Origin of the sequence: Streptosporangium jomthongense (genome assembly GCF_042650425.1) — a bacterium.
Lineage (GTDB): Bacteria > Actinomycetota > Actinomycetes > Streptosporangiales > Streptosporangiaceae > Streptosporangium.
The window spans coordinates 345,596-369,972 of the sequence record NZ_JBHSBC010000032.1 but is presented as its reverse complement, the minus strand read 5'-3'; the positions used below and the strand labels follow the sequence as shown (position 1 = coordinate 369,972).

The window sequence follows — 24,377 nt, the reverse complement described above, 5'->3', positions numbered from 1 at the left end:
CTTACCGATTACCGCTCCGGAGGGGGCTGCCGGTCCAGCGCGTCGCGAGTGATCTGTTCGGTTTCACGCAGGCCCACGCGGACCCCTTCGAGCCCGGCGGCCAGCTCGTCGAGCACCCGTGCCGGGTCCAGGACCCCGGTGGCCGACGTCGCCGCCAGCTCGACCACCCGCGCCAGGAGCCCCTCGATGCTGATCGTGCTCGACTCCATCCGGGCGAGCGCCCGGTCCCTGGTCTCCGCGAGCCGGTCGACCACCTCAAGCTGGGTGGCCAGCGAGGAGAGCGCGCGGTCGATGTCCTCGACGACCTCCTTCCTGGCCTGCTCCCTGGCGCCGGTCAGCCGGAGGCGCTCCCGCATGAGCTGGTCGAGGTCGAACCTGTCCAGCGCGGCACAGGCCAGCGACGCCTGCTGGGCCAGCCGCCGCAGGGCGGCCATCGCGTCGTCCACCTGGGGACGCATCAGCGCGACCCGCCCGGCCAGCGGGCCGTCCCCCATCGAGGCGCCCAGTTCGTCGAAGCTCCGCGTCGCCTCCTCCGCCCGCCGCAGCCACCGCTCCTCCTGGCTGCCCGAGGTGACGGTCGCCGTACGGCCGCCGCCCCGGCCCTGCAGGACGGCGCTGCCCACCTTGGTCAGCCAGACGGCGGCCCCGACGAAAACGGCGGCCGCCGGGGGCACGTTCACGGCCCAGGCGGCGCCCGCCGCGGTCACACCGAGCAGCAGCCCCCACGGGTCGCGTAGTTCCTCACCGAGCCGGGACATCAGAAGTTGGACACCACCGCGGTGAACACCTGGTCGATGCTCCCCGGCTCCCTGGAGTCGTAGGCGGCGGCGTTCGTCATCTGGGAGATCTGCCTGAGCACGCCGAGGTCGGCGTCCTGGCCGTAGGCGATGGTGAACATCCGCACCGACTCCCCGGACGGCTCGGTGCGCAGCCCGGCCAGCAGTTTGTCCAAGGAGAGACTGTTGTTGTCCTCGTTCCTGCCGTCGGTGAGGAAGACGACCGCGTTGATCGCGTCACCGCTGTGCCGCCCGCGCACGTGCTGGTAGGCGGCCATCGCCGTGTCGTACAGGCCGGTCCCGCCGTCCGGGGTCAGCCCGCCGAGCCTGGCCCGCAGCCGCTTGCGCTGGGCGTCGTCGACGGTCGCCATCGGGGCCAGCTCCAGATGGTCCTTGGCGCCGTCCCGCTCGGTCGAGAACATCCACAGGCCGACCTGGTCGTGCGGCCCGAACTGGGGCAGCGCGTTGACGGCCGCCTGCTTGGCGAGTTCGAGCTTGCTCCTGCCCGTGCCGGGCACCTGGGCGCCCATCGAGCCGGAGACGTCGATCACCATGAGCACGTTGGCGGGCTTGCGCAACTCGGCCCAGCTGGACAGCACCTTGTCGAGCACGTTGGGAGCGGGCGGGCTGAGCGTGTTCCCCGGTTCGGCGGGCAGCAGCCCGTTCGCCTGGGTGATGAGCCCGCCGGGCTTGCCGTCGTGCGACCTGAAGGCGTGGTCGGTGAACTGCTTCTGCTGCGGCGCCGCCTGGAGGTAGGCCAGGAAGTCGGCGGCCACGGCGCGCTTGGCGTCGTCCACCCACGGCGTGGTCAGCACCGCGTACGGGTTGTCCGAGTAGAGGGTGCCCTCCTTGGGGTAGATCGCGACCAGCGGCACCTTGGGTTTGCCGTGCTCGCCGAGCGTCGTGGGGTCGCCGGTCGGGTTGCCCTCGTTGTAGTCCCAGACGGACTTCTCCTCGACGGCCACGGCGGAGATGTAGCTCAGGCCGGTCCCGGCGTCGTCGGCCCGCTGCAGGTTCGACAGGAACGTCAGCGTCGTGTCGCCGTAGTGCACGATCGAGTGCTCGACCCCCCGCACGAACTCCCGCGCCGCGGGGTCGGCCACGTTGTGCTCGGACAGGTCGCCCGACAGGCCGGTGGCCGCGAAGTAGGTGCCGATGGTGGCGTTCAGGCCACTGGTCGAGAAGTTGGGGTTGGTCTTGCCCAGCCGGAAGGCGCCCCACTCGGGATGGCCGTACTTGGCCCACGAGCTCTTCGACAGTTCGAGCAGGTCGGACCAGCCGAGTTTCTTGCCCGGCCAGCCGAGCGCCTCGGCCATCGGCTTGGGCATCGCGATGACCAGCGGCGTCTTGGCGATCGACGGGTTGTCGTCGGCGACGGGGGAGGCGGTGTCCGCCGCGGCGGCGCGCTGCCTGAGCAGGGCGATCCAGCTGCTGCTCGCCGGAGACCAGACGTCGGGGCGCGGGCCGTCCCGTCCCTCGTCCCAGCCTCTGGCGAGCGCCTGGATCAGGCCGCCGCTCGACCTGGTCACGGCGATCTCGGCGCACCGGCCGCCGACCTTCCTGCCGCTGTAGCCGGCCGCCATCTTCCTCAGCAGCTCGGCCTTCTCAAGGGAGGCGGCCACGGTCAGCCGTATCCCCTCGCCGTCGCAGGCCGCCGCGGTTTCGGTGCCCTTCCGGGATTCGCCGCCTCCGCCGCCCTCGTCGTCCCGGGCTCCGATGAACAGCCGCAGGCCGACGATCAGACTGCCGGCGACGAGGATCGCGATGACGAACGGGGCGACGTTCCTGCGTCGTCGCTGCGGCTGCTGCACCCGGCCTCCTGAGGATGGTGGTGTCTGTCCGACGCGGAGTTCGCCACCGCCCCGGCGGGAACCGTGATCCGCGATCAAGGGCGAAGAGCCGGTGCATCGTCAGACGATCGTAGGAAGAACCGTTTTACTCGGACAAGAGGTGATCGGCTACCCGTCCGTGGACGAGGTCGACGAGGGTGGCGTGCAACTGTTCGACCGGGCGGGTGGGATGCAGCGCCCTGCGCTCGATCGAGGTGGTCAGGACCATGCCGAACAGCGCGGTCGCCGCGGTCTCCACGTCCAGGTCAGCGCGGACCGTTCCCCGGATGACCGCCTCGCGCAGCGTGTCCGCGTAGACGCCCAGCACCTCCCGCCTGAGCGTGGCGATCGTCTCCTGCCAGGCCGTACGCCACATCTCGGTCAGCAGCACCCGGGCGAAGGCCGCGTACTCCTCGAAGAAGCGCAGCTGCGCCATGATCACCGCGTCCAGCGCCTCCAGCGGGCTCTCCTGGGCCTGGGCCGCCCGGGTCATCGTCTCCGCCAGTTGCCGGATGCCGTGTTCGAGCAGGGCGGTGAAGAGCCCGTCCTTGCTGCCGAAGTTGTAGAAGACCGTGCCCTTGGCCACCCCGGCCCGTTCGGCGATCGCCTCGACGGTCGCCGCCGCGTAGCCGTCCTCGGCGATCACCTCGACCGCCGCGCCGAACAGCCGAAGCCGTGTCGCGGCCCTGCGGCCGTCCTCCCCGCCCGCGGCCCGCTGTCTCGTCATGCGCCAACCGTAGTCACAGCGCCAGCTCCGGGTGCAGGCGGCGCATGGTCCAGGTACGGCCCCGGTGCACCGCGTAGACGCTCAGGGCCAGGCCCAGGACGGTGAACAGGGCCAGCACCCCGCAGGCCTGCCAGGCGACGGTCAGGTCACCGCCGCTGATCAGCCTGCGCAGCGCGCTGACCACCCAGCTCATCGGCAGCCACGGCGAGATCGCCCTGAAGAAACCCGGTGAGGTCTCGATGGGGTAGGTTCCCGCGGCCGAGGTGAGCTGGAGCATCAGCAGCGCCAGCACCGCGACCCGTCCCGGTGGCCCGAGCAGGGCGTTGACCGCCTGCACGATCGCCAGGAACGCCGCCGTGGTCAGCAGCAGGACGCCCACGACCCCGGCCCAGTGCGCGGCCTCCATGCCGAGCCCGAACCTGATCACGGCCAGCAGCACGCCGACCTGCGCCGTGCCCAGGGCGACCCCGGGAAGCCAGCCCGCGAGGGCGATCCGCCAGGCGGGAGCCGTACCGGCGAGCAGGCGCGGGTTGAGCGGGCGCAGCACCATGTAGCTCACCATCGCGCCGACCCACAGTGCCAGCGGGACGAAGAAGGGCGCGAAGCCGGTGCCGTAGTTCGGCACCCGGTTGAGGACCTGGCTGGCCAGCCTGACCGGTTCGCTCATCATGTCGGCGCGCCGCGCGCGCTCGTCCCCGTCGTAGTCGGGGATGCGGGCCGCGCCCTCGCCGAGTTTGTCGCTCAGCTCCTTCGACCCGTCGGCCAGCTTGCCGAGGCCGTCGCTCAGCTCTCCGGCGCCCCGGCTCAGCCTGCCGACGCCGCTGTCCACCCTGGTCGCGCCGTCGCTCAGCCTGACGATGCCGCCGTCGAGCCGGGACAGGCCCTGGCTGAGGCGGTCGGCTCCGGTGCCGAGCCTCGTCAGGCCGGAGGCGAGCCGGCCACCTGCCGTACCCGCCTTGCCGAGTCCGGCGCTGACCTTGGCCGAGCCCGCGGCCAGTTCGCCGAGGCCCGCCTCCAGCTGTTTCACGGCCTTCCTGGCCCGTTCGAGGCGGGCGCCCGCAGAGGGGGCGATCTCGGCGGCGCGGCCCGCGAGTTCGGAGACGCGCCGCGCGTCCCGCCGCAGCCTGGCCGCGGCCTGTCCGTCACGTGCGGGGCCCGAGGGCTCGCCCGCCTGGGTCGAGGCGGAGAGCCGGTCGGCGATGCCGCGCAGCGCGGAGTCGGCCTCAGGGTTGGCGGCGATCCAGTTCTGCAGCCGTCGTGCCTGCTGCGCGGCCTGGCCGGAGACCCGCCCGCCCGACCCGCCCGAGCCGTCCGCGAGCAGAGCCGCGTCCCGCTCGACGGCCTGGGCCAGGGACCGCAGCCGCGCGCCGTTGGCGTCGAGCAGCCTGGTCAGCTCGCCTGCCGCCCTGTCGAGCGCCGCGATCTGGGCGCGGACCTGCCGGTGGACCTTGGCGTTGCCCGCCGCGACCCGTTTCGCGCCGTCGCCGAGCCTGTCCAGGCCCCGGCCGAGCTCACGAGCGCCGTCGCGTGCCCTGCCCAGCCCGCCCGCAAGTTCGGCCGCCCCCGAGGAGAGCTTGCCGGTCGCCGCGTTCGCGCCGCTCAGGCCGGTGACGAGCCTGCCGGTGCCGTCCTTGGCCTTGTCGAGACCGGTGTCCAGGGCGGAGGCGCCCTCGCCCGCCTTGGCCGCGCCGTCGCGCAGCTCGCCCGCGCCGTCGGCGGCCTTGGCCGTCGCCTCGTGCAGCTCTCCGAAGGAGACGAAGACCCGGTCCCAGTAGTCCTTCAGCGCCGTACGGCCCGCGGACTCCCTGACCTCGGCGAACACCGCGTCGGAGATCGTGCGCATGACGTAGCTGCGGCCGGTGTCCACCCGCACGCCCAGCTCGGCCGGGGTGGGCGCGCCCTCCCCTGAGGGGGAGGCGAGCCTGGCGCTGAAGTCGGCGGGGATGGTCAGCGACAGGTAGAAACGGCCGTCGTTGACGCCGTCCAGAGCCTGCCGCGCGTCGGTCGTGTGCCAGTCGAAGACCTCGCGCTCACGCAGCCTGTCGGCCAGCTCCCGGCCCGCGTCGACCGTCTTCCCGTCCACGGTCGCGGGCCGGTCCTCGACGACCAGCGCGACCGGGATGTCACCGAGGTTGCCCTGCGGGTCCCAGAACGACCACAGGTACAGCCCGGCGTACAGCAGCGGCAGCATCACGACCCCTGCCAGTGCCGCCCTGGTCAGCCGTGACCGGGTGAAACGCCGTAGCTCCAGGTCGCCCAGCCGAAGTGATCTCATCGTTCCTCCTGGCCCGGCAGGCGCAGCGTCCCAACCGGGCGCGCCTTGGCGGCCCCGGGGGTCGTGGTGGTTTCGAGGGTTCCACCGGCCTGCGGGGGCTCGGGGGGTTCGGTGCACGCGGCGAAGACGGTCAGCCCCAGCGCGGCCAGTTCGGTGAGTGTCGCCCAGAGCGCCGCGCGCCGTACCGCGTCGAGCCCGGTGTCCACGTTGTCGAGGACGAGCAGTCCCGGTTCGTCGAGCAGGGCGAGGGCGAGGCCGAGCCGTACACGCTGTTCGCGGTCCAGGGCGCGCACCAGGGTCCTGTCACCGGGGGAGCGTTCGAGGCCGGCCAGTTCGAGCGCGACGCCCGCCCGTGTCTCCTGCCGGCCGCCGCGCCGTGACCCCAGAGGACCCCGTGCCCGCTCACGCAGGTGCTCGGCGACCGACAGCGCGGGATCCAGGTCGTTGACCCCGTCGACCAGGCCGAGCGCGGCCACCCGCCTGATGGTCCTGGGCGTGTGCCTTCCGGCGACCGTGAGTGTGCCCGCGGTGGGTTTCATCCGGCCGGCCAGGGTCAGCAGGAGGCTGGTACGCCCGCTGCCCGCCTGCCCGGCGACGGCCGTGAGCGCGCCGGGGGCGGCCTCGGCGGTGACCTCGCGGTAGACCCAGCCGTGCCCGCCCCTGAGGGAAAGGTCGTCGGCGCGCACCGCCACCCCGGTGAACATCTCGCCTCCACGTTTCAAACTGACCAGTCAGTACAAAAACTAACACAACGAAAAACCCCGCCCGTTCCCGGGCGGGGCCTTTCGCGTCACCGCAGGTCAGAAGGGTGCGGAGCCGTACTCCTGGAGGAAGAGCGCCTCCGTGGCGATCGTACGGCGCAGCTCCTCGATGACGACACGCTCGTTGGGCGCGTGGATCGAGGCGTCGTCGTCCTCGGCGCCGAAGAGCAGGATCGAGGCGGCGGGGAACTGCCTGACGAGCGTGGAGACCAGCGGGATCGAACCGCCCGCCCCGACGTCGCGCGGCGGCCTGCCGTAGGCGCGCTCCATGGCCCGGTTCAGCGCGGAGCGGGCGACGCCGCCGGTGTCGGCGAGGAAGCCGGAGCCGAGCACGTGGTCGCTGAAACTCACCCTGACCCCCCAGGGGGCGACCTGCCGCAGGAAGTCGAGCACGGCCTCGGTCGTGGCCTTCGGGTCGCCCGCCGGGGGCACCCGTACGGTCACCCGCGCCCTGGCGACGGGCTGGACGGCGCTGATGGCGCCGGAGACGGTCGGCACGTCCAGGCCGGTGACCGTGATGGCGTAGGAGGCCCACAGCCGGTCGGCCAGCGAGCCCGAGCCGACCAGGGAGACGTCGTCGAGCACGCCCGCCGTCGCCCTGAAGTCCTCCTCGGAGGGGCCGGCGCCCAGGAAGGTGCCACGGGGCAGGCCGGGGACGCGGATGTCACCGTGGTCGTCGTGCAGGGAGGCGAGCATCCGGATCAGCGCGGCCAGCGCGTCGGGGGCGGCACCGCCGAACGAGCCGCTGTGCAGCGACTCGCGCAGCGTGCGCACCTCGACGGTGAAGGCGGCCATGCCGCGCAGCGAGGTGGTCACCGCCGGGTCGCCGACGCGGGGGTTGCCGGTGTCGGCGACCACGATCGCGTCCGCGCGGACCAGTTCGGGGTTGTGCTCGATGAAGGACTCAAGGCGCTCCCCGGCGTACTCCTCCTGGCCCTCGACGATCACCTTGACGCCCACCGGGAAACGGCCCCTGAAGGCGCGCAGCGCGGCGACGTGCGTGATGACGCCGGACTTGTCGTCGGCGGCGCCGCGTCCGTGGATGGCGCCGTTGATCTCGGTCGGCTCGAAGGCCGGGGTGCGCCACAGCGCGGGGTCGCCCGCGGGCTGCACGTCGTAGTGCGCGTACAGCAGGACGGTCGGCGCGCCGGGCGGAGCGGGAGCCTCGGCGTAGACGGCGGGGAAGCTCCCTGGGACCGGTACCTGCTGGACGTGCGGCAATCCCGTACTGCGCAGCAGTTCCTCGGTCACCGCGGCGGCGGCGAACACCGGCTCCTCCGGGTGGCCGGGGAAGGCCACGGAGGGGATGGCGACGAGGCGCTTGAGGTCCTCGACCGCCTGGGGCAGTCCCGCGGCGACGGCGCCCTCGATCTCGTCAGGAGTCACAACGTTCCCTCGCATCTCAACATCTGGTCCGTCCTATTGGATCACAACGAGTGGACGACCCTTCGTCATTGGTGTCCGTTTCCATCGTCCAATGGTTTCGCGTCTCATTCCGTGGGACGGAACCCGGAGACCGGAGCGGTATGGGCTGCGCTCGCGGATTTCGTTGATGTCGTGGGATGTCATTGCGGATTCCGATGTCATTGCAGTCCGTTGCCACGTTTTCACTTGGCAAGGTGATGTTCGGCGTGCAGACTGTGGGGAGCCCAGCTCATCGAGGGAAGATCGCCATGAACCACCCCGAAAACACCGACGTCGCCTCGATCATGAAGGCCGCGCAGGACAACCTGTGGCTGCACTTCACCCGGCACGGCTCCTATCGGGACGCGGAGATGCCGATGATCGTGCGAGGCGAGGGCAGCTACGTCTACGACATCCACGGCAAGCGCTACCTCGACGGCCTGGCCGGGCTGTTCGTGGTCCAGGCGGGTCACGGCCGCAGCGAACTGGCCGAGGCCGCGGCCAAGCAGGCGCAGGAGATGGCCTTCTTCCCGCTGTGGTCCTACGCCCACCCCAAGGCCGCGGAACTGGCGCAGCGGCTGGCCGAGCAGACCCCGGGCGACCTCAACCGGGTCTTCTTCACCACCGGCGGCGGCGAGGCCGTCGAGACCGCCTGGAAGCTCGCCAAGCAGTACTTCAAGATCACCGGAAGGCCGCTCAAGCACAAGGTCATCAGCCGCCAGATCGCCTACCACGGCACCCCCCAGGGCGCCCTGTCGATCACCGGCATCCCGGCCTTCAAGCAGATGTTCGAGCCCCTGGTCCCCGGCTCGATCCGGGTGCCGAACACCAACCACTACCGCGCCGACGAGATCACCGGCGTGCCCGGCATGACCCCCGAGCAGTACGGCCACTGGGCCGCGGAACGCGTCGCCAGGGCCATCGAGATGGAGGGCCCCGACACCGTGGCCGCCGTCTTCGTCGAGCCGGTGCAGAACGCGGGCGGCTGTTTCCCGCCCCCGCCCGGATACTTCCAGCGCCTGCGCGAGATCTGCGACGAGTACGACGTCCTGCTCGTCTCCGACGAGGTCATCTGCGCCTTCGGCCGCCTCGGCACCATGTTCGGCGGGCAGAAGTTCGACTACGTCCCCGACATCATCACCTGCGCCAAGGGCATGACCAGCGGCTACTCACCGATCGGCGCCATGATCGCCTCGGAGCGCCTCTTCGAGCCGTTCAAGGACGGCACCGAGATGTTCGCCCACGGTTACACCTTCGGCGGCCACCCGGTCTCCGCCGCCGTGGCCCTGGCCAACCTCGACCTGTTCGAGCGCGAGGACCTGCTCGGCCACGTGACCCGCAACGAGCCGGTCTTCCGCGCCACCCTGGAACGTCTGCGGGACCTGCCGATCGTCGGCGACGTGCGCGGGTCCGGCTACTTCTGGGGCATCGAACTGGTCAAGGACAGGACGACCAAGCAGACCTTCGACCTGGAGGAGTCGGAACGCCTCATCCGGGGCTATCTGTCCTCGGCCCTGTACGAGGCCGGGCTGTACTGCCGGGCCGATGACCGGGGCGACCCGGTCATCCAGCTCGCCCCGCCGCTCATCTGCGGCCCCAAGGAGTTCGACGAGATCGAGTCGATTCTGCGGTCGGTTCTGACAGAAGCGTGGAATCGGCTCTGACTTCACCCTGGCAGCAGCACAATGGATCTCACCCAATCGTCACGGCATTCGCTGAAACGTCACCACGTTCAGCGGGCCATGCGGTGACATCCTTTGGAAGCTGAAAGGACCGATTATGAAGATCGGCGTGCCTGCCGAGGTCAAGAACCACGAGTACCGCGTCGCCGCTACTCCGGCGGGCGTCCACGAGCTGGTACGACACGGCCACGACGTCTACGTCCAGCGCGGCGCGGGTCTCGGCTCGCACCTGACCGACGAGGAGTACCTGTTCGCCGGAGCCAAGATCCTCGACACCGCTGACGAGGTGTGGGGTGAGGCGGACATGATCCTCAAGGTCAAGGAGCCGATCGCCGAGGAGTACCACCGCATGCGTCAGGGGCAGGTGCTCTTCACCTACCTGCACCTGGCCGCGGGCCCCGAGTGCACCGAGGCCCTGTTAAGGCAGCAGGTCACCGGTATCGCCTACGAGACCGTGCAGGTCGGCGGCACCCTGCCGCTGCTCGCCCCGATGTCGGAGGTCGCGGGCCGCCTGGCCCCGCAGGTCGGCGCCTACAACCTGATGCGCTTCAACGGCGGCAGGGGCGTGCTGCCCGGCGGCGTGCCCGGTGTGGCCCCGGCCAAGGTCGTCGTCATCGGCGGCGGCGTCTCCGGTCTCAACGCCGCGCAGATCGCGGTCGGCATGGGGGCGGACGTCACCGTCCTCGACCTCAACGTCGACCGGCTGCGCTTCATCGACGCCGTCTACCAGGGGCGGCTGAAGACCCTCGTCTCGACCTCCTACGCCATCGAGAAGGAGGTCCTTGAGGCCGACCTGGTCATCGGCGCCGTGCTGATCCCCGGGGCCAAGGCGCCGACCCTCGTCTCCAACGAGCTGGTCTCCAGGATGAAGCCGGGTTCGGTCCTGGTGGACATCGCCATCGACCAGGGCGGTTGCTTCGAGGACTCCAGGCCGACCACCCACGCCGACCCGACCTACCAGGTCCACAACTCGGTCTTCTACTGCGTGGCCAACATGCCCGGTTCGGTGGCCAACACCTCCACCTACGCCCTGACCAACGCGACGCTGCCCTACGCGGTCAAGCTCGCGGGCCTCGGGTGGAAGTCGGCCCTGCAGCAGGACGCGGGCCTGGCGCCGGGCCTCAACACCCACGCGGGCCTGCTCACCAACGACCAGGTCGCCCAGTCCCTCGGCCTGCCGTACACCCCGGTCTCGCAGGTCATCGCCGACTGACCGTTCCACACCGTGACCGTGCCCCGCGCTCCCGGCGCGCGGGACACGGCCCCCCTCTCTCCGCGTACGGCCCCGCGCTTCGGTTCCGCGCGGGAAAGCCGTTTTCGGCCGCCAATTCTCCGCATATAGTGCCGAGTTCGAACGGCGGAATGTCACGGCCGGGTTGTCCCCAGGTGCCAGCGCTTCTCAGAGAGCGCCGCTTCTGAGCACCGACATCCGCTCGAAATACTCCTCGGCACCGAGCTCGCCCCTGGCGTACCGCTCGGCGAGAATCCGCTCGGCCGCCGCCGTCGTGCCCTCCTGGGGCGTCTGGACCTCAGGACGCCGCCACGGCCCCAGACCCCGGCGCCGGGCCCGCACCACCAGCGTCGCGACCCCGGCCCACACCAGCACCCAGAACACCGGGAAGACCGGCCACCAGGGCACGTGCCACCCCCACGGCGGAGCCGCCGCGACGACCTCGTGACCCACGGCGAGAACGTTCATCTTCTACCTCCTTCGACGTCTCCCACCCTCCCGTGCGGGACGTGACGGGCAATCGCCCCCAGGTCCCATCACGGCGTACGGCGCCGGGCGTATCCGGGGCCGGGGTGGATACGACCCGCTCAGGAGCGCACGAAGACCGAGGTGTCCAGCGTGAAGCCGACCGGTTCCGGCAGGTGCACGGGCGAGCCCATCGCGACCCGGGTCGAGGTCAGGTAGGCCCCCTCCTTGGGGTCGCTGAGGACCGTCACGGTCGCCGGGGTGGCCACGGGGTCGATGATGACCATCACCGGAATCTCGCCGAGGGCGTAGACGCCGGGCTTCCTGTCACGGTCGTCGGCGATACTGCCGGGCGAGACGATCTCGGCCACCATGATGAGACCGGACGACAGCAGCTCCCGCTCTCCCCAGCGGGGGCAGTCGGGCGGGGCGAGCACGAAGTCGGGCTCCACAGGGTCGCGAGGCCCGTCGATACAGACGTCGACGTTTCCGCTGAAGCCGTCCCAACCCTTCTCCTCGATGAGAGGAAGAAGCGCGCCGTACAGGCGCATCGCGATCCTGGCGTGTTCGGGGGTGCCCACCGGGCTCACTATGAGTCTCCCGTCGATGATCTCGGTGCGAAGCCCGGGAAGCTGGGGGAGGGCCTCGAACAGTTCGCGTGGCGTCCCGGGCAGGGGGTGGGACGCGGTTTCGGGAGTGGGCCTCAGAGTGGCGGGGCGCCGTCGTGACATCATGAGCACGATTGTTTCCCTTCGTGTCCTTGGGAACACGCAGGGTATCGCCGACATGCCGTGCGGGCATGGGTTTTCCCTGAAAACGATCACAGCCAGCCGGGGCGGACCAGGCCGGACTCGTAGGCGATGACGACGAGCTGGGCGCGGTCGCGGGCGTGCAGTTTCATCATGGTCCGGCTCACGTGCGTCTTGGCGGTCGCGGGGCTCATGAAGAGCCGCTGGGCGATCTCGTCGTTGGTCATGCCGGTGCCGACCAGGGTGAGGACCTCCCGTTCACGCTCGGTGAGCAGGGAGAGGTCCTGGGAGGGATGCGGCGCCTTGGCCCGGCTGGCGTACTCGGCGATCAGACGGCGGGTCACCCCGGGGGACAGCAGCGCGTCCCCGGCGGCGACGACGCGGACGGCCTGGATGAGCTCGGCCGGCTCGGTGTCCTTGACGAGGAACCCGCTGGCGCCGTTGCGCAGCGCCTCGAAGACGTACTCGTCGAGTTCGAAGGTGGTCAGGATGATGATCCGCGGCCCCGGGGGCATCTCCCTGGTCGCGGTCAGGCCGTCCATGCCGGGCATCCTGATGTCCATCAGCACCACGTCGGGCCGGTGCTCGGCGGCAAGGCGCAGCGCCTGGGCGCCGTCGGAGGCCTCGGCCACGACGGTCATCCCGGGCTGGGCGTCGAGCAGGGCGCGGAACCCGGCCCTGACCAGCGCCTGGTCGTCGGCGAGAACGATCTTGATCATGCGGGTTCCTCCGGGATCGGCAGCCGGGCCTCGACGCGGAAACCCCGTCCGTGCGGGCCCGAGGTCAGGGTGCCGCCGAGGGCCGTGGCGCGTTCGCGCATGCCGGGGATGCCGTTGCCGCCGCCCAGGGGCTCGGCCGCGCCGACGCCGCCGGTGTCGGTGACCCGGATCAGCAGCTCGCGCGGGCCGTACCGCAGGAGCACGGTGACGGTCGAGCCCGGAGCGTGCCGGGCGGCGTTGGTCAGGGCCTCCTGGACGATGCGGTACCCGGCCCGGTCGGTCCCCGGGGGCAGCGCCCTGACCCGGCCCTCGACCTGCCGTTCGATCGTCAGGCCGCCGTGCTCGGCACGTCCGGTGAGCTCGTCGAGGCGGTCGAGCCCGGCCGTGGGGGAGCGGGGGGCGCCCTCGCGGAGCACGTTGATCACCGAGCGCATCTCGGTCAGCACGTCCTTGGAGGCCTGTTTGATCGTGGTGAGCGCGGTGCGGGCCTGCTCGGGGTGGTCGTCGATGAGATGCAGGGCGGTCGAGGCCTGCACGTGGATGAGGGAGATGTTGTGCGCCAGCACGTCGTGCAGCTCCTGGGCCATGGTCAGGCGCTCCTCGCTGGCCTGCCGCCGGGACTCCTCGGCCTCGACCCGCCTCCGTTCGGTGATCCGCTCGCGCCTGGCCCTGGTGTACTCGCCGGCCGCCAGCACCACGCCGATGAAGGCCGCCACGGCCAGGTTGTGGTACCAGGAGGGGATCGGCAGGTTGGCGGCCCAGGTCGCGTAGGACAGGAGGAAGGCGTACATCAGCCCGCCGGTCAGCCAGGCGGCCCTGCGGTGCCCGGCGGAGACGGCGCAGTAGAGCGCGATGGCCGGGCTGGCGAAGACGGGGCCGTAGGAGTATCCGAGGACGACGTACGCCCAGGTCGCGACCTGGGTCACGGCCAGGCTGACGACGGGGTTGCGGTGCCGTACGGTCAGGGCGAGGGGGCCGGTCAGCAGCAGCGCGTATCCCACGGCGTCCAGCGGGACCCGCATCAGCCCGGCGCTGTGCAGCTGGTTCCACTGGGCCCCGGTGCTGCCCGCGACCTGGACGACGGCCACCAGGAACGGCAGCAGCGGAAGGGGAAGGCGGGTGACGCGCACGGTGAGCACTTTACGTCCCGGCCCTGACCTGCGCGTCCGCCCCCGGCGGCAGACGGCACTACACCGCCGGGCGTAGGAGGGGGGCTGACATGGGCGGTCAACTGAGTCAAGCTGGGCTGCGGGAGGCCAACATGATCAGTCGAGGCTCAACCGTGCTCGCCGCCGCGATTCTGGCGGGAAGCTCCGTCCTGCTCGTACGGCCCGCCACCGCGGCCCCGCAGCAGGAGAAACAACCCGTCGCCGAGGGGTACGGCGGCGCGGTCGCGACCGTGGACCTGGACGCCAGCAGAGCCGCGCTCGGCGTGCTGCGCAGGGGCGGAAACGCGATCGACGCCGCGGTCGCGGGCGCGGCCACGCTCGGCGTCACCGAGCCGTACTCGGCCGGGCTCGCCGGGGGCGGCTACATCGTCTACTACGACGCCCGCCACGGCAGGGTGCACACCATCGACGGCAGGGAGACGGCGCCGAGGGCGATGCGGTCCTCCTCGCTGGAGGGCGTCCCGTTCGACGACGCGGTGACCAGCGGCCTGTCCGCCGGGGTCCCGGGCAGCGTCGCGCAGTGGGAGCTGGCCCTGAGGCGGTTCGGCACGCTCTCGCTCGGTCAGGCGCTCAGGCCCGCGATCGAGGTCGCCTCACGGGGGTTCACGGTCGACCAGACCTTCCACGACCAGACGGCGTCGAACGCCGCCCGGTTCAAGGACTTCACCTCGACCGCCAGGCTGTACCTCCCCGGGGGCGCGCCACCCGCGGTCGGCTCGACCTTCCGCAACCCGGAGCTGGCCGAGACCTACCGGCAGCTCGGCAGGCGCGGCGGCTCCTGGCTGTACGGCGGGCGTCTCGGCGCCGAGATCGTGGCCACGGTCAAACGGCCGCCGGTCACCCCCGGCTCGACCAGGACCGTACGGCCCGGCCTGATGGAACTGTCCGACCTGGCCGCCTACCGGGCGGTGGAACGTCGGCCGACCAAGGTCACCTACAAGGGCATGGACGTCTACGGCATGGCGCCCTCCTCCTCGGGAGGCTCGACGGTCGGTGAGGCGCTCAACATCCTGCAGGCCCTGCCCGGGGTCGGGGCGCACGAGTATCTGGAGGCCTCCAAGCTGGCCTTCGCCGACCGGGGGAAGTACGTCGGCGACATCCCCGGGGTGCCGCTTGGGCAACTGCTGTCGGAGGGGTTCGCCAAGGAGCGCGCCTGCCTGATCGGGGAGCGGGCGATCCCCGCCCCGGCCGCGCCCGGTGACCCGGACGGCTCCTACGGGGCGTGCCGGGCCGTACCGCAGGAGAGCGCGAAGCCGATTCCCGCGGAGGGGCCGGAGACCACCCACCTGGTGGTGGCCGACCGGTGGGGGAACGTCGTGGCCTACAACATCACCATCGAGTCCACCGGCGGCAACGGCATCGTCGTCCCGGGACGGGGGTTCCTGCTCAACAACGAGCTGACCGACTTCACCTTCGGCCCGGCCCCCGGCGACCCCAACCTGCCGGGTCCCGGCAAGCGGCCCCGCTCCTCGATGGCCCCGACGATCGTGCTGAGGAACGGTGAGCCGCTGCTGGCGGTCGGTTCGCCCGGCGGTTCGACGATCATCACCACCGTGCTGCAGATCCTGGTCAACCGCTGGGACTTCGGCATGACGCTGCCCCAGGCGCTGGCCGCGCCGCGCGCCACCCAGCGCAACACCGCGCAGACCCAGGCGGAGCAGGGCTTCATCGACCGCTACGGCCCCGAACTGACGGCCAGGGGTCACAGCCTCGTGCTGAACCCGGAGATCGGCGCGGCGACCGGTCTTGAGTTCCTCGGCGGCGGCAGGGTCCAGGTCGTCGCCGAGCCGGTCAGGCGAGGGGGCGGCAGCGCGCTGGTGGTGAGCGGGCGCCGCTGACGGCCTCCCGGCCCCGGAGAACGCGAAACGCGCCGATGGCGAATGCCGTCGGCGCTGCGTTCTGTCAGGGTGGCCCCGGGGGGAGCGGCCCTAGCGGAACAGGAGGAAGGCCAGGACCGCCACGATCAGGACTCCGACCACGATCAGGATCGGGGTGAGCAGCGACCGCCCGGCGGGCGCGGCCTCGGGCTCGTTACGCTGGGCGAACGCCTTGAACTGCTGGGTGTTGCCCGCAGGGTCCATCTGAGGTTCAGACATGGGGCTGACTCTAGCGACATCCATGACCGCGTCACTACCGGTTCATGTCACTTTCGTAGGCATCCATGGTGCTTGGGTATTCGGTGGGCGATGCTGAAGACAGGACCACCGGGTCGGGCGGATAGCGTGGTGTCATGCTCCGGACCCTGTTCTCTCCTCGCGCGCTGGTGCTCCACCTGCTCGCGATCGGAGCGCTCGTCGTGTGCGGGCTGCTCGGCCGCTGGCAGCTGGGGGTGTTCGAGGACTCGGGCAGGCCACAGGCGGCGCAGGACCCCGCACCGGTCGCCGTCGCGACCCTCACCCAGCCCGGCAGGCACATGACAAGCGAGGCGGTCAGCCGCAGGGTCACCGCCTCGGGGACCTACGACGCCTCCAGGCAGCTGCTGGTCGCCGGACGGGACGGCGGGGCGTGGCTGCTCACCCCCCTCGACCTCGGCGACGGCACCTCCGTCCCGGTCGTGCGCGGCTGGGTGCCCGGGGCCACGGACCCCGCCGCCGGGGCGGGAGCCGTACCGTCGGGGACGGTGACCGTGACGGGGCGCCTGAAGCCCTCGGAGGCGACCGACAGCGTGCGGCGCGGGGGTGAGAGGCTGCCCGAGGGGCAGGTGCTCACCGTCTCGTCGGCGGAGCTGGTCAACCTGTGGCGCGGGGTGAGACTGCGGGACGGGTTCGTGATCGCGACCGCCCACAGCCCGGCCCCGGCCGTGGCGGTCAAGCCGGTCGCCGTCGCCCCGCCGACCGAGCCCGGTGGCTTCTCCTGGCGCAACCTCGCCTACGCCGCCCAGTGGTGGATCTTCGGTCTCTTCGCGGTCTTCATGTGGTGGCACTTCCTGCGTGACATGGTGCGAAGCCGTACGGCGGAGCGGGAGCAGGAACCCGAGCCCGCCGCGGCCTAGGGCCCGCGGAAGCCGACATATCGTTTAGTGTCCCGAACTCCCAGACCGAGGTAGATGACGTGGAATCCGCCCTCAAGCCCTTTCGCATCCTGGCGTACGTCGTCGGCGTGATGCTGCTCGTCCTGGTCACGTGCATCGTGCTCAGGTACGGCTTCGACATCGCCGGGCCGTCGAGGGTCGTCTCCCCGATCCACGGGTTCCTCTACATGCTCTATCTCGTGGCCGCGATGAACCTGGGCATGAAGGCCCGCTGGTCGTGGCCGTACATCGTGGGCGTGATGCTCGCGGGCACCGTCCCGCTGCTGTCGTTCGTCTTCGAGCGCAAGGTCACCCGGCGGGTCGAGGCCGAGCTCGCGGCGGCCTGACCGGCCTCTCATGGCCGGCCCTGATGGACGGGCGGGGCCGCGGGGGTGCCGCGGCCCGTCCGCCGGCTATCGTCCGAGGCCGCGCTTGCGGGCGCGCTTGAGCCTGGCGCGCTGCGACGGGTCGAGCATCAGGTAGCCCACGATCGGGGCGGCGATGACGCCCAGGACCACGAGCGTGAACAGCAGACCGGGCAGGAACAGCCACGACAGGAACACCACCGCGCCTGCGCCGAGCAGGTACTTCTGGACCGGCGACATCGTCAACATCCTCCGAACGCGGAGCGCTCGCCCCGCCTGTCGTTCATTGTGCGTCTCCTGTCCAACGCGTGGGCGCCCTCCCGGGTTCCATCCGAGATATATCGTGTTAACCCGGCCGGGATCAGTGGTCCCGGGTGAGTGACTCGACCCCCCACCTGGCCGCGGTGAGGGCGTTGCGCATGATCTCCTCATCGGCCGGACCGGCGGAGTTCTGGTACTGGACGAAGAGCAGCAGGTTGTTGACCCGGACGATCACGGTCACCGAGTAACCACCCCCGGAGACCTCGCCCACGACGGCCTCGTTGCCCAGCCCACCGACGGGCCTCAGAGGAGTCTGCGCGCTTCCGTAGTCGTTCGTCCGCTTCTTGGCGGCCGTGGCCACGCGGCGAGCGAGTGCCTCGGAGGCCTCGGCCGCCGACGGATACAGCTTCTCCTCGACGGCGAGCTGACGCTTGAGGTTCCCCGGATCGTTGTCGTTCGCCGTACCCCAGATGAGGTGATCGTCGGGGCCGGTCGGATCGGTCCTCACACCGAGCTGCCCGAGCTGCTCGGCGGTGAAGAGCCCCTTCGCGGCGGGTTTCCCGGCGAAGGGCCCGGGGTCCACGTACGGCGCCACCTCGACCACGGGCGCGGAGGAGCGGGTCAGACCCCAGACGACCCCTCCGGCGACCGCGAGCACCACGGCCGCGACGGCCGCGATGACGAGCGGGGACCGGAGAGGCGACCTCGCGGGCTTGGGGGAGACCTGTTCGAGCGCGAGACGGACCGAGGTCGCGTCGGGACGCTGGGAAGGGTCGGCCGCGAGCAGGCCCTCGACGATCGGCGCCAGCACGCCCGAGCCCGTGGTCACCCCGCCGGTGAGGTCGGAGGGGGCGGCGAGCGGCGAGCCGTCCGCCATCCTGGGGACGGTCACCGACCCGGTGCTCGGCGCCCTGCCCTCCATGGCGGTGAACAGGGTGGTGCCCAGATCCCGCATCTCGTCGGCGCCGGAAGGGTTCAGGATGCCGGTCAGCACGACCCGGCCGTCCGCGGCGAGCACCACCGTGTCGGGGGTCGCGGCCAGGTTGACGCCCCGCTCGTGGGCGGCGTTCAGCGCGTCCAGCACGCGCAGGCCCACCTCGGCCGCCCGCTCGGGGGGAAGCGGACCCTCGTGCCTGACGATCTGGACCAGCGAACGGCCCGTCACCGCCTCGGCGACCAGCCACATCCGGTCGGGGGCCGAGATCACGTCGTGCAGGGTGGTGACCCCGGGGTGCCTGAGGTCGGCCGCCGCGCGGATCTGGGCGAGGAGCCGGTCACGGACGGGGCCGGGAGGCGGCAGCCGTACCTCGGCGATCGTGACCTCCCTGCCGAGCAGCTCGTCGCGGGCCCGCCACGAAGTGCCGGTGTGGTCACGGCGTTCGAGCAGCCGGTAACGCCCGGCCAGCAGACCGGGATCGGGGGACACGTCAGTCACGGCTGTTCAGCTCCTCGGCGGCGAATCTGGCGGCGCGAAGACTCCGCGCGCGCAGTTCGGGGCTCACCCGCTTGGCCTTCTCCGACAGGCTGACCTCGACCAGCAGGTTGCTGATCCGGAAGCGGATCACGGCGTGCGCCTGGTCGAGGACGCCCATGTCGTAGGCGAACGCCTCGGCGCCGACCCGGTTCACATCGCGCAGCGGGCCGACCCAGCCGGCGGGGGAGGTCCCCTCGTCGGCCTTGGACTTGACGCGTTCGGCGACGAAGAACGCGTGGGCGACCTCCGGCGCCGTTTTCCCGGAGACCGGGGTCTTACGGGCGAACCGTACCCTGAGCGCGGGGCCGTCCGAGGGGTCGGACCAGCTGCAGTACGCTTCCTCGTCCCCCTTGGCCTTGACGAAGAACGGGGCCGAGGTGGGGCCGAGGGTGCGGACCTGGGCGGGTTCGAGCATGGAGCACGGGTCGGGATCAGCCGAGAACCGCCCCGCGCCCGCCTCCGCCGTCGTCCCGGACGGGGACGGCGAGGGGGAGGGCGTCGCCGTGCCCCCGGTGGCCAGCAGCACGGCGGTCGTCACCCCGGCCGCCACGACCGCGGTCCCGCCTCCGACGAGCCACCCGGCCCTGATCCGCCCCGCCCGCCGCGAGGCTCCACCGGGTTCGGTGACCGGCTCGGCGGGGGTCAGCGGGCCCGCGGGCATCCCCTGCGCCACCCGCTGCAACGCCGTACGGAGCATCGCCGCACCGGGCCGCAGCCGGGGATCCTTCTCCAGTACGGCCAGCAGCACCGGAGCCAGGTCCCCCGCGCGGGCGGGGAACGGGGTCGGCTCGGTCAGCACCGCGCCCAGGGTCGCCACCGGGACACCCCGCTGGAACGGCCCCCGCCCCTCGACGGCGGCGTAGAGCGCGGCGCCCAGGGACCACAGGTCGGCGGCGGGGCTGTCGTCGCCGCGCAGCCGTTCGGGGGCGATGTACCCGGGGGAGCCGACCAGCGAGTCCGCCGAGGTCAGCTGGGCGTCCCCCTCGACCGTCGCGATGCCGAAGTCGGTCAGCAGCACCCCGCCGTCGTCGGCGAGCATGATGTTGGCCGGTTTCACGTCGCGGTGCATGATGCCCCTGCCGTGCGCCATGGTCAGCGCGTCGAGCACCGCCACCCCGATCGCGGCCACCCGCCGGGGCGGCAGCGGTCCCTCGGCGCGGATCACCCGGTCGAGGGAACGGCCCCGGACGAGGTCCATCACGATCCAGGGGCGCCCCTGCTGGGCGATGACGTCGTGCACCGCCACGATGGACGGGTGGCTCAGCCGGGCCGCCGCCCTGGCCTCGCGGAGGGTGCGTTCGTACGCCTCCACCCGCTCGGCCTCGGTCAGGTTCCGATTGAGCAGCACCTCCTTGATCGCGACCTCGCGGTGCAGCAACTCGTCCCTGGCCCGCCAGACCACCCCCATCCCGCCCGCGCCCAGCCGGTCGAGCGCACGGTAACGGCCCGCGAGCACGGGCGGCGCCTGGTCAGCCATTGGTCTTCAGAGAGGTGCTGAGCCAGCGGGCGACCTTCTCCGCGCCCGCCGCGATCTGGCCGTCCGAGTCGTTCTTGACGCCGTACCGGCTGTAGTCGATCTCCGCTACCAGATTGCTGATCCGGAGGACCACGGTGACCCGGTACGCCCCGCCGTACAGGTTGTACTGGTTGAAGACCCCGGTGCTGAAGGCCTCCTCACCGACTCCCTGGAGGGCCTTCGGCGTCGTGGGCTTGGGGGTGAGCACCTTGATCTTCTCCAGGATGTCCTGCCGCTTTCCGGACAGGTACTGCTTGGCGCGCGCCACCCCGGAGGCGTCCTGCTTCTGGGCGACCAGCCGTACGCTGAGGTCGAACTTCTCGACGCCCGGCTTGTGCAGGTCGAGCGAGGCGAGCCAGTCGCAGGAGGAGGGCTCGACCTCGGAGCTACGGAAGCCGGGCACGACCTCGGCGGCCTGCTTGTCGTCCAGCAGGCTGCACGCCCTGGGCGCGGAGGCGAAAAGAGCGCCGCCGGGACCGGGGGCGCGGGCCTCGGCCTCGACGGGGGCGCCGATCCGCTGGGAGAGCAGGACACCGATGGTGACCGCCATGGCCAGGAGCAACCCGCCGGTCAGTCCGACGATCGGGCGGGGCACGAGCACCCCGGAGGAACGCCGCGCCGACGTGGGCGGTCGCGTCGCGCTCTCCTGGATCGGAGACACCGGAACCGGCTCGCGCGGGGCGGGGGCCTGCTGGGGCTGCTGAACCTGGATCTGCTGGGCCTGGACCTGCTGAGCCTGGGGCGCAGGGGGCCGCGGTGCCGGGGTCTGCGGCTGGGGATGCGGGTTCTGGGGCTGGTTCGGGAAGGGCGAGGTGGGGATGGCCCCTTCGAACTGCGGCGGTGACTCCGGCGGCGGCCCGGCCAGCAGTTCGGCCAGCGGTTTCGACGGTGCTCCGGGCACTGCTTCGCGTACAGCTCCGGTCGGTGGTTCGGGCAGCGGCTCAGACAGCGACTCGGGCTGGGGCTCAGACAGCGGCTCAGGCTGGGGCCCGGGTCGTGTCTCGGCCTGACGGCTGTTCTCAGGGCCGTTCTGGGAGTTTTCTTGGGGACTGGACGGTCCTGATTGCCCTGTTAGTTCCAGTGTTCCCTGGGCTCCCGACGCCCCTGGAGAGCGCGGCGGTCCCGGCGGCCCTGACGGTCCTGACGAGAACGGGTCCGAGCTGAACGGGCCCGAGGTGAAGGGGCCTGAGGTGAACGCCTCCGACGGTCCCGAGGTGAACGCCTCCGACGGTCCCGAGGTGAACGCCTCCGACGGTCCCGAGGTGAACGCCTCCGAGGGGCCTGAGGTGAACGCCCTCGAAGGGCCCGAGGTGAAGGATTCCGAGGGCCCCGAGGTGAACGCCCCGGAGGAGAGGGGGCCGGAGGAGAACGGGTCCGAGGGGTAGGAGGAGGCCGGGGGGACCGTCGGGAGATCCGCGGGGAAGGGCGTGGAGGCCGCCCAGGGGGACGGCGGAGGCACCGCGTCCGCGCGGACCGGCGGCAACGGGGTGTGGCCGCCGTTGCGGGACAGGTCGAGCAGGGTGTTGCGCAGCACCCCGGGCTCGGGCCGCTGGGCGGGGTCGCCGGAGAGCAGCGCGAACAGCACCGAGCCCAGCATCCCCGCGTTGTCCAGGGACCCGCCGGGCGAGGGAGCGCGCCCCTCGACGGCGGTGTAGAGGGTCGCGCCGAGCGACCACAGGTCGGCCGCGGGGCCCGTCACCCCCTCGGGGGCGGTGAACGCCGGGGAACGCAGGGTGGGCGTCGCGAGGGTGACATGGTCGCGGGGGCCGATCAGCACCGAACCCGGACGCACGTCACCGTGGAGCATCCCCCGGTTGTGCACGGCCACGAGCTGGTCCAGTACGGCCAGGCCGATGGTGGCGGCCTGCTGAGGGGTCAACGGTCCGGCCCGCTCGACCACCTGCTCCAGTGAGGACTGTTCGAGCACCGCGGAACCGGGCGCGTTCACCGCGTGCCTGCCCGAGCGCCTGCCCTGCGAGTCCGGGACGTCTGGACGGTTCATCCTCTCGCTTTCTGCTTGTTCAGTGCCTGCGCGACCCAGGTCGCTGCGGTGTGGGCGCCCGCCTGGATCGCGGGACCGTCCTTGGAACCGTTGACCACCGTGTAGGTGACGTCGAGGACCAGGTTGTCGACGCGGAGGACCACGTGGCTCTGTTCGAGCCTGCCGGTCTTCCTGTTGTCGTACAGGTCGTAGCCGAACGCCTCGTCCCCCACGGGTTTGACCGTGAGAGGCCCCGTGGTCCTGGCCGAGTGCATGGCCGCCCCGATCTCGGACCAGCCCCACCCGATCTGCCCGCTGGGCAGTGTGCCGTTGCGCTGGTTGACGAAGAGTTCGTGGGCCTGGCGTGGGCTCTTGCCCCACTGTTTGCCGGGGGGAGCGGGCTGGACGTCAAGGCCGATTCCGGGGCTCATCCACTCACAGCCTCCCTGGTTGGTCGGCTTGCCCGGGGTCTTCACGGCGGGCAGGAGCTTCTTGACGTCGGCCGCGGAGATCAGCTCGCACAGGTCCACCGGGACGGTGAAGGCGCCCGGCTTCTCGCTGAGCCTGGGCGGCCCCTGCTGGACCGTACGGCCGAAGGCGAAGTGGGCCACCCCCGTGGTCGCCGCGATGACCGCGACGACCGCCGTGACCTCGACGGCCGCCCACACGAGGGTGCGCCCGCGGTTGCCCGCGGGGACGGGCGCCGCCTCGGGTTCCGCCGGGGGGAGGGACTCGGGGGAGGGGGAGACGACGGCCACCTCGGCGCCGGGGCGGCCGAGGGCGATCTCCTGCAGGATGCGGGCGGCCTCCTCGAAGGAGGGCCGTTCCTCGGCCCTGGGGGCGAGCATCCGCATGAGCAGCGGGCCGAGATGCCCCGCCCGCTCGGGAGGTCTGGCGGGGTCGGTCAGCACCCGGCCGATCGCCGCCACGGGGCTCTCCGCCGGGTGCGGGGGTGTTCCCTCGACGGCGAAGTAGAGTGTCGCGCCCAGCGACCACAGGTCGGAGGCGGGGCCGCCGCGTTCGCCGCGCAGGCGTTCCGGGGCGATGTAGTTGGGGGAGCCGATCAGCTGGCCGGTGCGTCCGGCCGTCTCCTCTCCCTCGACCGCCGCGAAGCCGAAGTCGGTCAGTACGGCCCGCCCGGTGCGGGTGAGGAAGACGTTGCCCGGCTTGACGTCCCGGTGCACGACCCCGGCGGCGTGCGCGGCGGCCAGCGCGCTGAGGATTCCCACGCCGACCCTGGCGACCTGGTGCACAGGCAGCGGCTGCCGTCTGCTGACGGTCTCCTCAAGGGAGGCTCCGGACAACAGCTCCATGACGAGCCAGGGACGCTCGTGCTCGATCACCACGTCGTGGACGGTCACGATCGAGGGGTGCTTGAGGCGGGCGGCCAGGTTGGCCTCCCTGAGAACGGAGGCGCACGCCTCCTGCCGCCGGACGGGGTCGAGGCCCGGCGGGAGCCGTACCTCCTTGACCGCCACGTCACGGCGGAGCATCTCGTCAGCGGCGAGCCAGACCGCCCCCGTGTCGCCCTCGGCGAGGGGGTTGAGCAGCCGATAGCGGCCCGCTAGCACTTGAGTGTCGATCCCACCCACCCCGTTCGCCGTCCCATCGCGGACAGCAACATAGCCACTTAGCGCCATATGAACCAATGAATGAGGACTTGCTGAAACGAAAGGTGGCCGCGCACGGGGTGCGGAGTTATCCACAGAACGGGATTCGGTGCCGACGGCCGTTCCCGGATCGGGCCATCCTGTCGGCGTGATGCCCACGGTGACGGTTCCGGGGAGGCGGCTGCGCCCCGCTCGGAGGCCGGTTTATCCGGTTGAGCGCGGGTCGCTCGGCCGGTTAACGTCTGCCCGCCGGTCCTCAGGAGGCCGGCCCTGGAAAGAAAGGAGTGAGGAACAGATGCCCACCGATCTGATCACGCGTCCCCGTCTTGGGTGGCAGACCACCTGAGATCCGGGAGGCGCACATGCTTTCTGG

21 protein-coding genes are annotated in these 24,377 nt (G+C 71.5%); 5 read left to right on the top strand and 16 right to left on the bottom strand.

What is annotated here, in order from left to right:
• Nucleotides 1-8: 8 nt before the first annotated feature.
• The 6 genes from ACFOYY_RS27235 to ACFOYY_RS27210 all read right to left on the bottom strand — a co-directional run bounded on the left by ACFOYY_RS27235 (nucleotide 9) and on the right by ACFOYY_RS27210 (nucleotide 7,754).
• On the bottom strand, nucleotides 9-758 hold the full coding sequence (locus ACFOYY_RS27235; RefSeq protein ID WP_386193245.1) for a hypothetical protein: 750 nt from the start codon (nucleotides 756-758) through the stop codon (nucleotides 9-11).
• Nucleotides 758-2,587 (bottom strand): substrate-binding and VWA domain-containing protein, encoded by a 1,830-nt coding sequence (locus tag ACFOYY_RS27230; RefSeq protein ID WP_362772303.1) that lies wholly within the window; start codon nucleotides 2,585-2,587, stop codon nucleotides 758-760. Before ACFOYY_RS27230 ends, ACFOYY_RS27235 begins: the two co-directional genes overlap by 1 nt.
• Before the next feature lie 124 nt (nucleotides 2,588-2,711).
• A complete protein-coding gene (locus ACFOYY_RS27225; protein WP_352009794.1) occupies nucleotides 2,712-3,332 on the bottom strand; it encodes a TetR/AcrR family transcriptional regulator in 621 nt (206 codons plus the stop codon).
• A gap of 13 nt (nucleotides 3,333-3,345) precedes the next feature.
• A complete protein-coding gene (locus tag ACFOYY_RS27220; RefSeq protein ID WP_386193241.1) occupies nucleotides 3,346-5,607 on the bottom strand; it encodes a YhgE/Pip domain-containing protein in 2,262 nt (753 codons plus the stop codon).
• A complete protein-coding gene (locus ACFOYY_RS27215) occupies nucleotides 5,604-6,311 on the bottom strand; it encodes an ATP-binding cassette domain-containing protein (protein ID WP_386193238.1) in 708 nt (235 codons plus the stop codon). The genes ACFOYY_RS27220 and ACFOYY_RS27215 overlap by 4 nt, the downstream gene beginning before the upstream one ends.
• A gap of 96 nt (nucleotides 6,312-6,407) precedes the next feature.
• The gene (locus ACFOYY_RS27210) at nucleotides 6,408-7,754 is read right to left on the bottom strand and encodes a M20/M25/M40 family metallo-hydrolase (protein ID WP_362910019.1); all 1,347 of its coding nucleotides are present in this window, start codon (nucleotides 7,752-7,754) and stop codon (nucleotides 6,408-6,410) included.
• A 287-nt stretch (nucleotides 7,755-8,041) separates the two neighbouring features.
• Here ACFOYY_RS27210 and ACFOYY_RS27205 point away from each other — a divergent pair, with 287 nt between their 5' ends.
• Nucleotides 8,042-9,436, top strand: a complete 1,395-nt coding sequence (locus ACFOYY_RS27205; protein WP_352009790.1) for an aspartate aminotransferase family protein — start codon at nucleotides 8,042-8,044, stop codon at nucleotides 9,434-9,436.
• 115 nt (nucleotides 9,437-9,551) lie between these two features.
• Nucleotides 9,552-10,667: an alanine dehydrogenase gene (gene ald, locus ACFOYY_RS27200; protein WP_352009789.1), complete on the top strand. Its 1,116-nt coding sequence runs from the start codon at nucleotides 9,552-9,554 to the stop codon at nucleotides 10,665-10,667.
• Between the two features lie 186 nt (nucleotides 10,668-10,853).
• Here ald and ACFOYY_RS27195 read toward each other — a convergent pair whose 3' ends face one another.
• The 4 genes from ACFOYY_RS27195 to ACFOYY_RS27180 all read right to left on the bottom strand — a co-directional run bounded on the left by ACFOYY_RS27195 (nucleotide 10,854) and on the right by ACFOYY_RS27180 (nucleotide 13,748).
• A complete protein-coding gene (locus ACFOYY_RS27195; RefSeq protein ID WP_352009788.1) occupies nucleotides 10,854-11,153 on the bottom strand; it encodes an SHOCT domain-containing protein in 300 nt (99 codons plus the stop codon).
• Between the two features lie 119 nt (nucleotides 11,154-11,272).
• Entirely contained in the window at nucleotides 11,273-11,884 is a 612-nt protein-coding gene (locus ACFOYY_RS27190; protein WP_362910013.1) for a Uma2 family endonuclease, read from the bottom strand.
• An 86-nt stretch (nucleotides 11,885-11,970) separates the two neighbouring features.
• Nucleotides 11,971-12,618, bottom strand: coding sequence for a response regulator transcription factor (locus ACFOYY_RS27185; protein ID WP_362772291.1), 648 nt, complete (start codon nucleotides 12,616-12,618; stop codon nucleotides 11,971-11,973).
• Nucleotides 12,615-13,748 (bottom strand): sensor histidine kinase, encoded by a 1,134-nt coding sequence (locus ACFOYY_RS27180; RefSeq protein WP_386193232.1) that lies wholly within the window; start codon nucleotides 13,746-13,748, stop codon nucleotides 12,615-12,617. Before ACFOYY_RS27180 ends, ACFOYY_RS27185 begins: the two co-directional genes overlap by 4 nt.
• Before the next feature lie 131 nt (nucleotides 13,749-13,879).
• Here ACFOYY_RS27180 and ACFOYY_RS27175 point away from each other — a divergent pair, with 131 nt between their 5' ends.
• Nucleotides 13,880-15,625, top strand: a complete 1,746-nt coding sequence (locus ACFOYY_RS27175; protein ID WP_386193230.1) for a gamma-glutamyltransferase family protein — start codon at nucleotides 13,880-13,882, stop codon at nucleotides 15,623-15,625.
• 90 nt (nucleotides 15,626-15,715) lie between these two features.
• On the opposite strand, the gene ACFOYY_RS27170 is transcribed toward ACFOYY_RS27175, so the two are convergent.
• Nucleotides 15,716-15,883: a hypothetical protein gene (locus ACFOYY_RS27170; protein WP_352009783.1), complete on the bottom strand. Its 168-nt coding sequence runs from the start codon at nucleotides 15,881-15,883 to the stop codon at nucleotides 15,716-15,718.
• A gap of 134 nt (nucleotides 15,884-16,017) precedes the next feature.
• Here ACFOYY_RS27170 and ACFOYY_RS27165 point away from each other — a divergent pair, with 134 nt between their 5' ends.
• Nucleotides 16,018-16,779, top strand: coding sequence for an SURF1 family protein (locus ACFOYY_RS27165; protein WP_352009782.1), 762 nt, complete (start codon nucleotides 16,018-16,020; stop codon nucleotides 16,777-16,779).
• A gap of 59 nt (nucleotides 16,780-16,838) precedes the next feature.
• Complete coding sequence (locus ACFOYY_RS27160) at nucleotides 16,839-17,144, top strand: DUF3817 domain-containing protein (protein WP_352009781.1); 306 nt, start codon at nucleotides 16,839-16,841, stop codon at nucleotides 17,142-17,144.
• A 66-nt stretch (nucleotides 17,145-17,210) separates the two neighbouring features.
• On the opposite strand, the gene ACFOYY_RS27155 is transcribed toward ACFOYY_RS27160, so the two are convergent.
• The 5 genes from ACFOYY_RS27155 to ACFOYY_RS27135 form a co-directional block, all read right to left on the bottom strand.
• On the bottom strand, nucleotides 17,211-17,402 hold the full coding sequence (locus tag ACFOYY_RS27155; RefSeq protein ID WP_352009780.1) for a hypothetical protein: 192 nt from the start codon (nucleotides 17,400-17,402) through the stop codon (nucleotides 17,211-17,213).
• Between the two features lie 121 nt (nucleotides 17,403-17,523).
• Nucleotides 17,524-18,858: a protein kinase domain-containing protein gene (locus ACFOYY_RS27150; RefSeq protein WP_352009779.1), complete on the bottom strand. Its 1,335-nt coding sequence runs from the start codon at nucleotides 18,856-18,858 to the stop codon at nucleotides 17,524-17,526.
• Nucleotides 18,851-20,374: a serine/threonine-protein kinase gene (locus ACFOYY_RS27145; protein ID WP_386193225.1), complete on the bottom strand. Its 1,524-nt coding sequence runs from the start codon at nucleotides 20,372-20,374 to the stop codon at nucleotides 18,851-18,853. Before ACFOYY_RS27145 ends, ACFOYY_RS27150 begins: the two co-directional genes overlap by 8 nt.
• Nucleotides 20,367-22,415, bottom strand: a complete 2,049-nt coding sequence (locus ACFOYY_RS27140; RefSeq protein ID WP_386193223.1) for a hypothetical protein — start codon at nucleotides 22,413-22,415, stop codon at nucleotides 20,367-20,369. The genes ACFOYY_RS27145 and ACFOYY_RS27140 overlap by 8 nt, the downstream gene beginning before the upstream one ends.
• A complete protein-coding gene (locus ACFOYY_RS27135) occupies nucleotides 22,412-23,965 on the bottom strand; it encodes a serine/threonine-protein kinase (RefSeq protein ID WP_386193220.1) in 1,554 nt (517 codons plus the stop codon). Before ACFOYY_RS27135 ends, ACFOYY_RS27140 begins: the two co-directional genes overlap by 4 nt.
• Nucleotides 23,966-24,377 lie beyond the last annotated feature (412 nt).

What these genes read in the sequence shown, in the direction of transcription:
- ACFOYY_RS27235 (WP_386193245.1), bottom strand. Translation starts at nt 758, where the DNA reads ATGTCCCGGCTCGGTGAGGAACTACGCGACCCGTGGGGGCTGCTGCTC.
- ACFOYY_RS27225 (WP_352009794.1), bottom strand. Translation starts at nt 3,332, where the DNA reads ATGACGAGACAGCGGGCCGCGGGCGGGGAGGACGGCCGCAGGGCCGCG.
- ACFOYY_RS27220 (WP_386193241.1), bottom strand. Translation starts at nt 5,607, where the DNA reads ATGAGATCACTTCGGCTGGGCGACCTGGAGCTACGGCGTTTCACCCGG.
- ACFOYY_RS27215 (WP_386193238.1), bottom strand. Translation starts at nt 6,311, where the DNA reads ATGTTCACCGGGGTGGCGGTGCGCGCCGACGACCTTTCCCTCAGGGGC.
- ACFOYY_RS27205 (WP_352009790.1), top strand. Translation starts at nt 8,042, where the DNA reads ATGAACCACCCCGAAAACACCGACGTCGCCTCGATCATGAAGGCCGCG.
- ald (WP_352009789.1), top strand. Translation starts at nt 9,552, where the DNA reads ATGAAGATCGGCGTGCCTGCCGAGGTCAAGAACCACGAGTACCGCGTC.
- ACFOYY_RS27195 (WP_352009788.1), bottom strand. Translation starts at nt 11,153, where the DNA reads ATGAACGTTCTCGCCGTGGGTCACGAGGTCGTCGCGGCGGCTCCGCCG.
- ACFOYY_RS27190 (WP_362910013.1), bottom strand. Translation starts at nt 11,884, where the DNA reads ATGATGTCACGACGGCGCCCCGCCACTCTGAGGCCCACTCCCGAAACC.
- ACFOYY_RS27185 (WP_362772291.1), bottom strand. Translation starts at nt 12,618, where the DNA reads ATGATCAAGATCGTTCTCGCCGACGACCAGGCGCTGGTCAGGGCCGGG.
- ACFOYY_RS27175 (WP_386193230.1), top strand. Translation starts at nt 13,880, where the DNA reads ATGATCAGTCGAGGCTCAACCGTGCTCGCCGCCGCGATTCTGGCGGGA.
- ACFOYY_RS27170 (WP_352009783.1), bottom strand. Translation starts at nt 15,883, where the DNA reads ATGTCTGAACCTCAGATGGACCCTGCGGGCAACACCCAGCAGTTCAAG.
- ACFOYY_RS27165 (WP_352009782.1), top strand. Translation starts at nt 16,018, where the DNA reads ATGCTCCGGACCCTGTTCTCTCCTCGCGCGCTGGTGCTCCACCTGCTC.
- ACFOYY_RS27155 (WP_352009780.1), bottom strand. Translation starts at nt 17,402, where the DNA reads ATGTCGCCGGTCCAGAAGTACCTGCTCGGCGCAGGCGCGGTGGTGTTC.
- ACFOYY_RS27145 (WP_386193225.1), bottom strand. Translation starts at nt 20,374, where the DNA reads ATGGCTGACCAGGCGCCGCCCGTGCTCGCGGGCCGTTACCGTGCGCTC.
- ACFOYY_RS27140 (WP_386193223.1), bottom strand. Translation starts at nt 22,415, where the DNA reads ATGAACCGTCCAGACGTCCCGGACTCGCAGGGCAGGCGCTCGGGCAGG.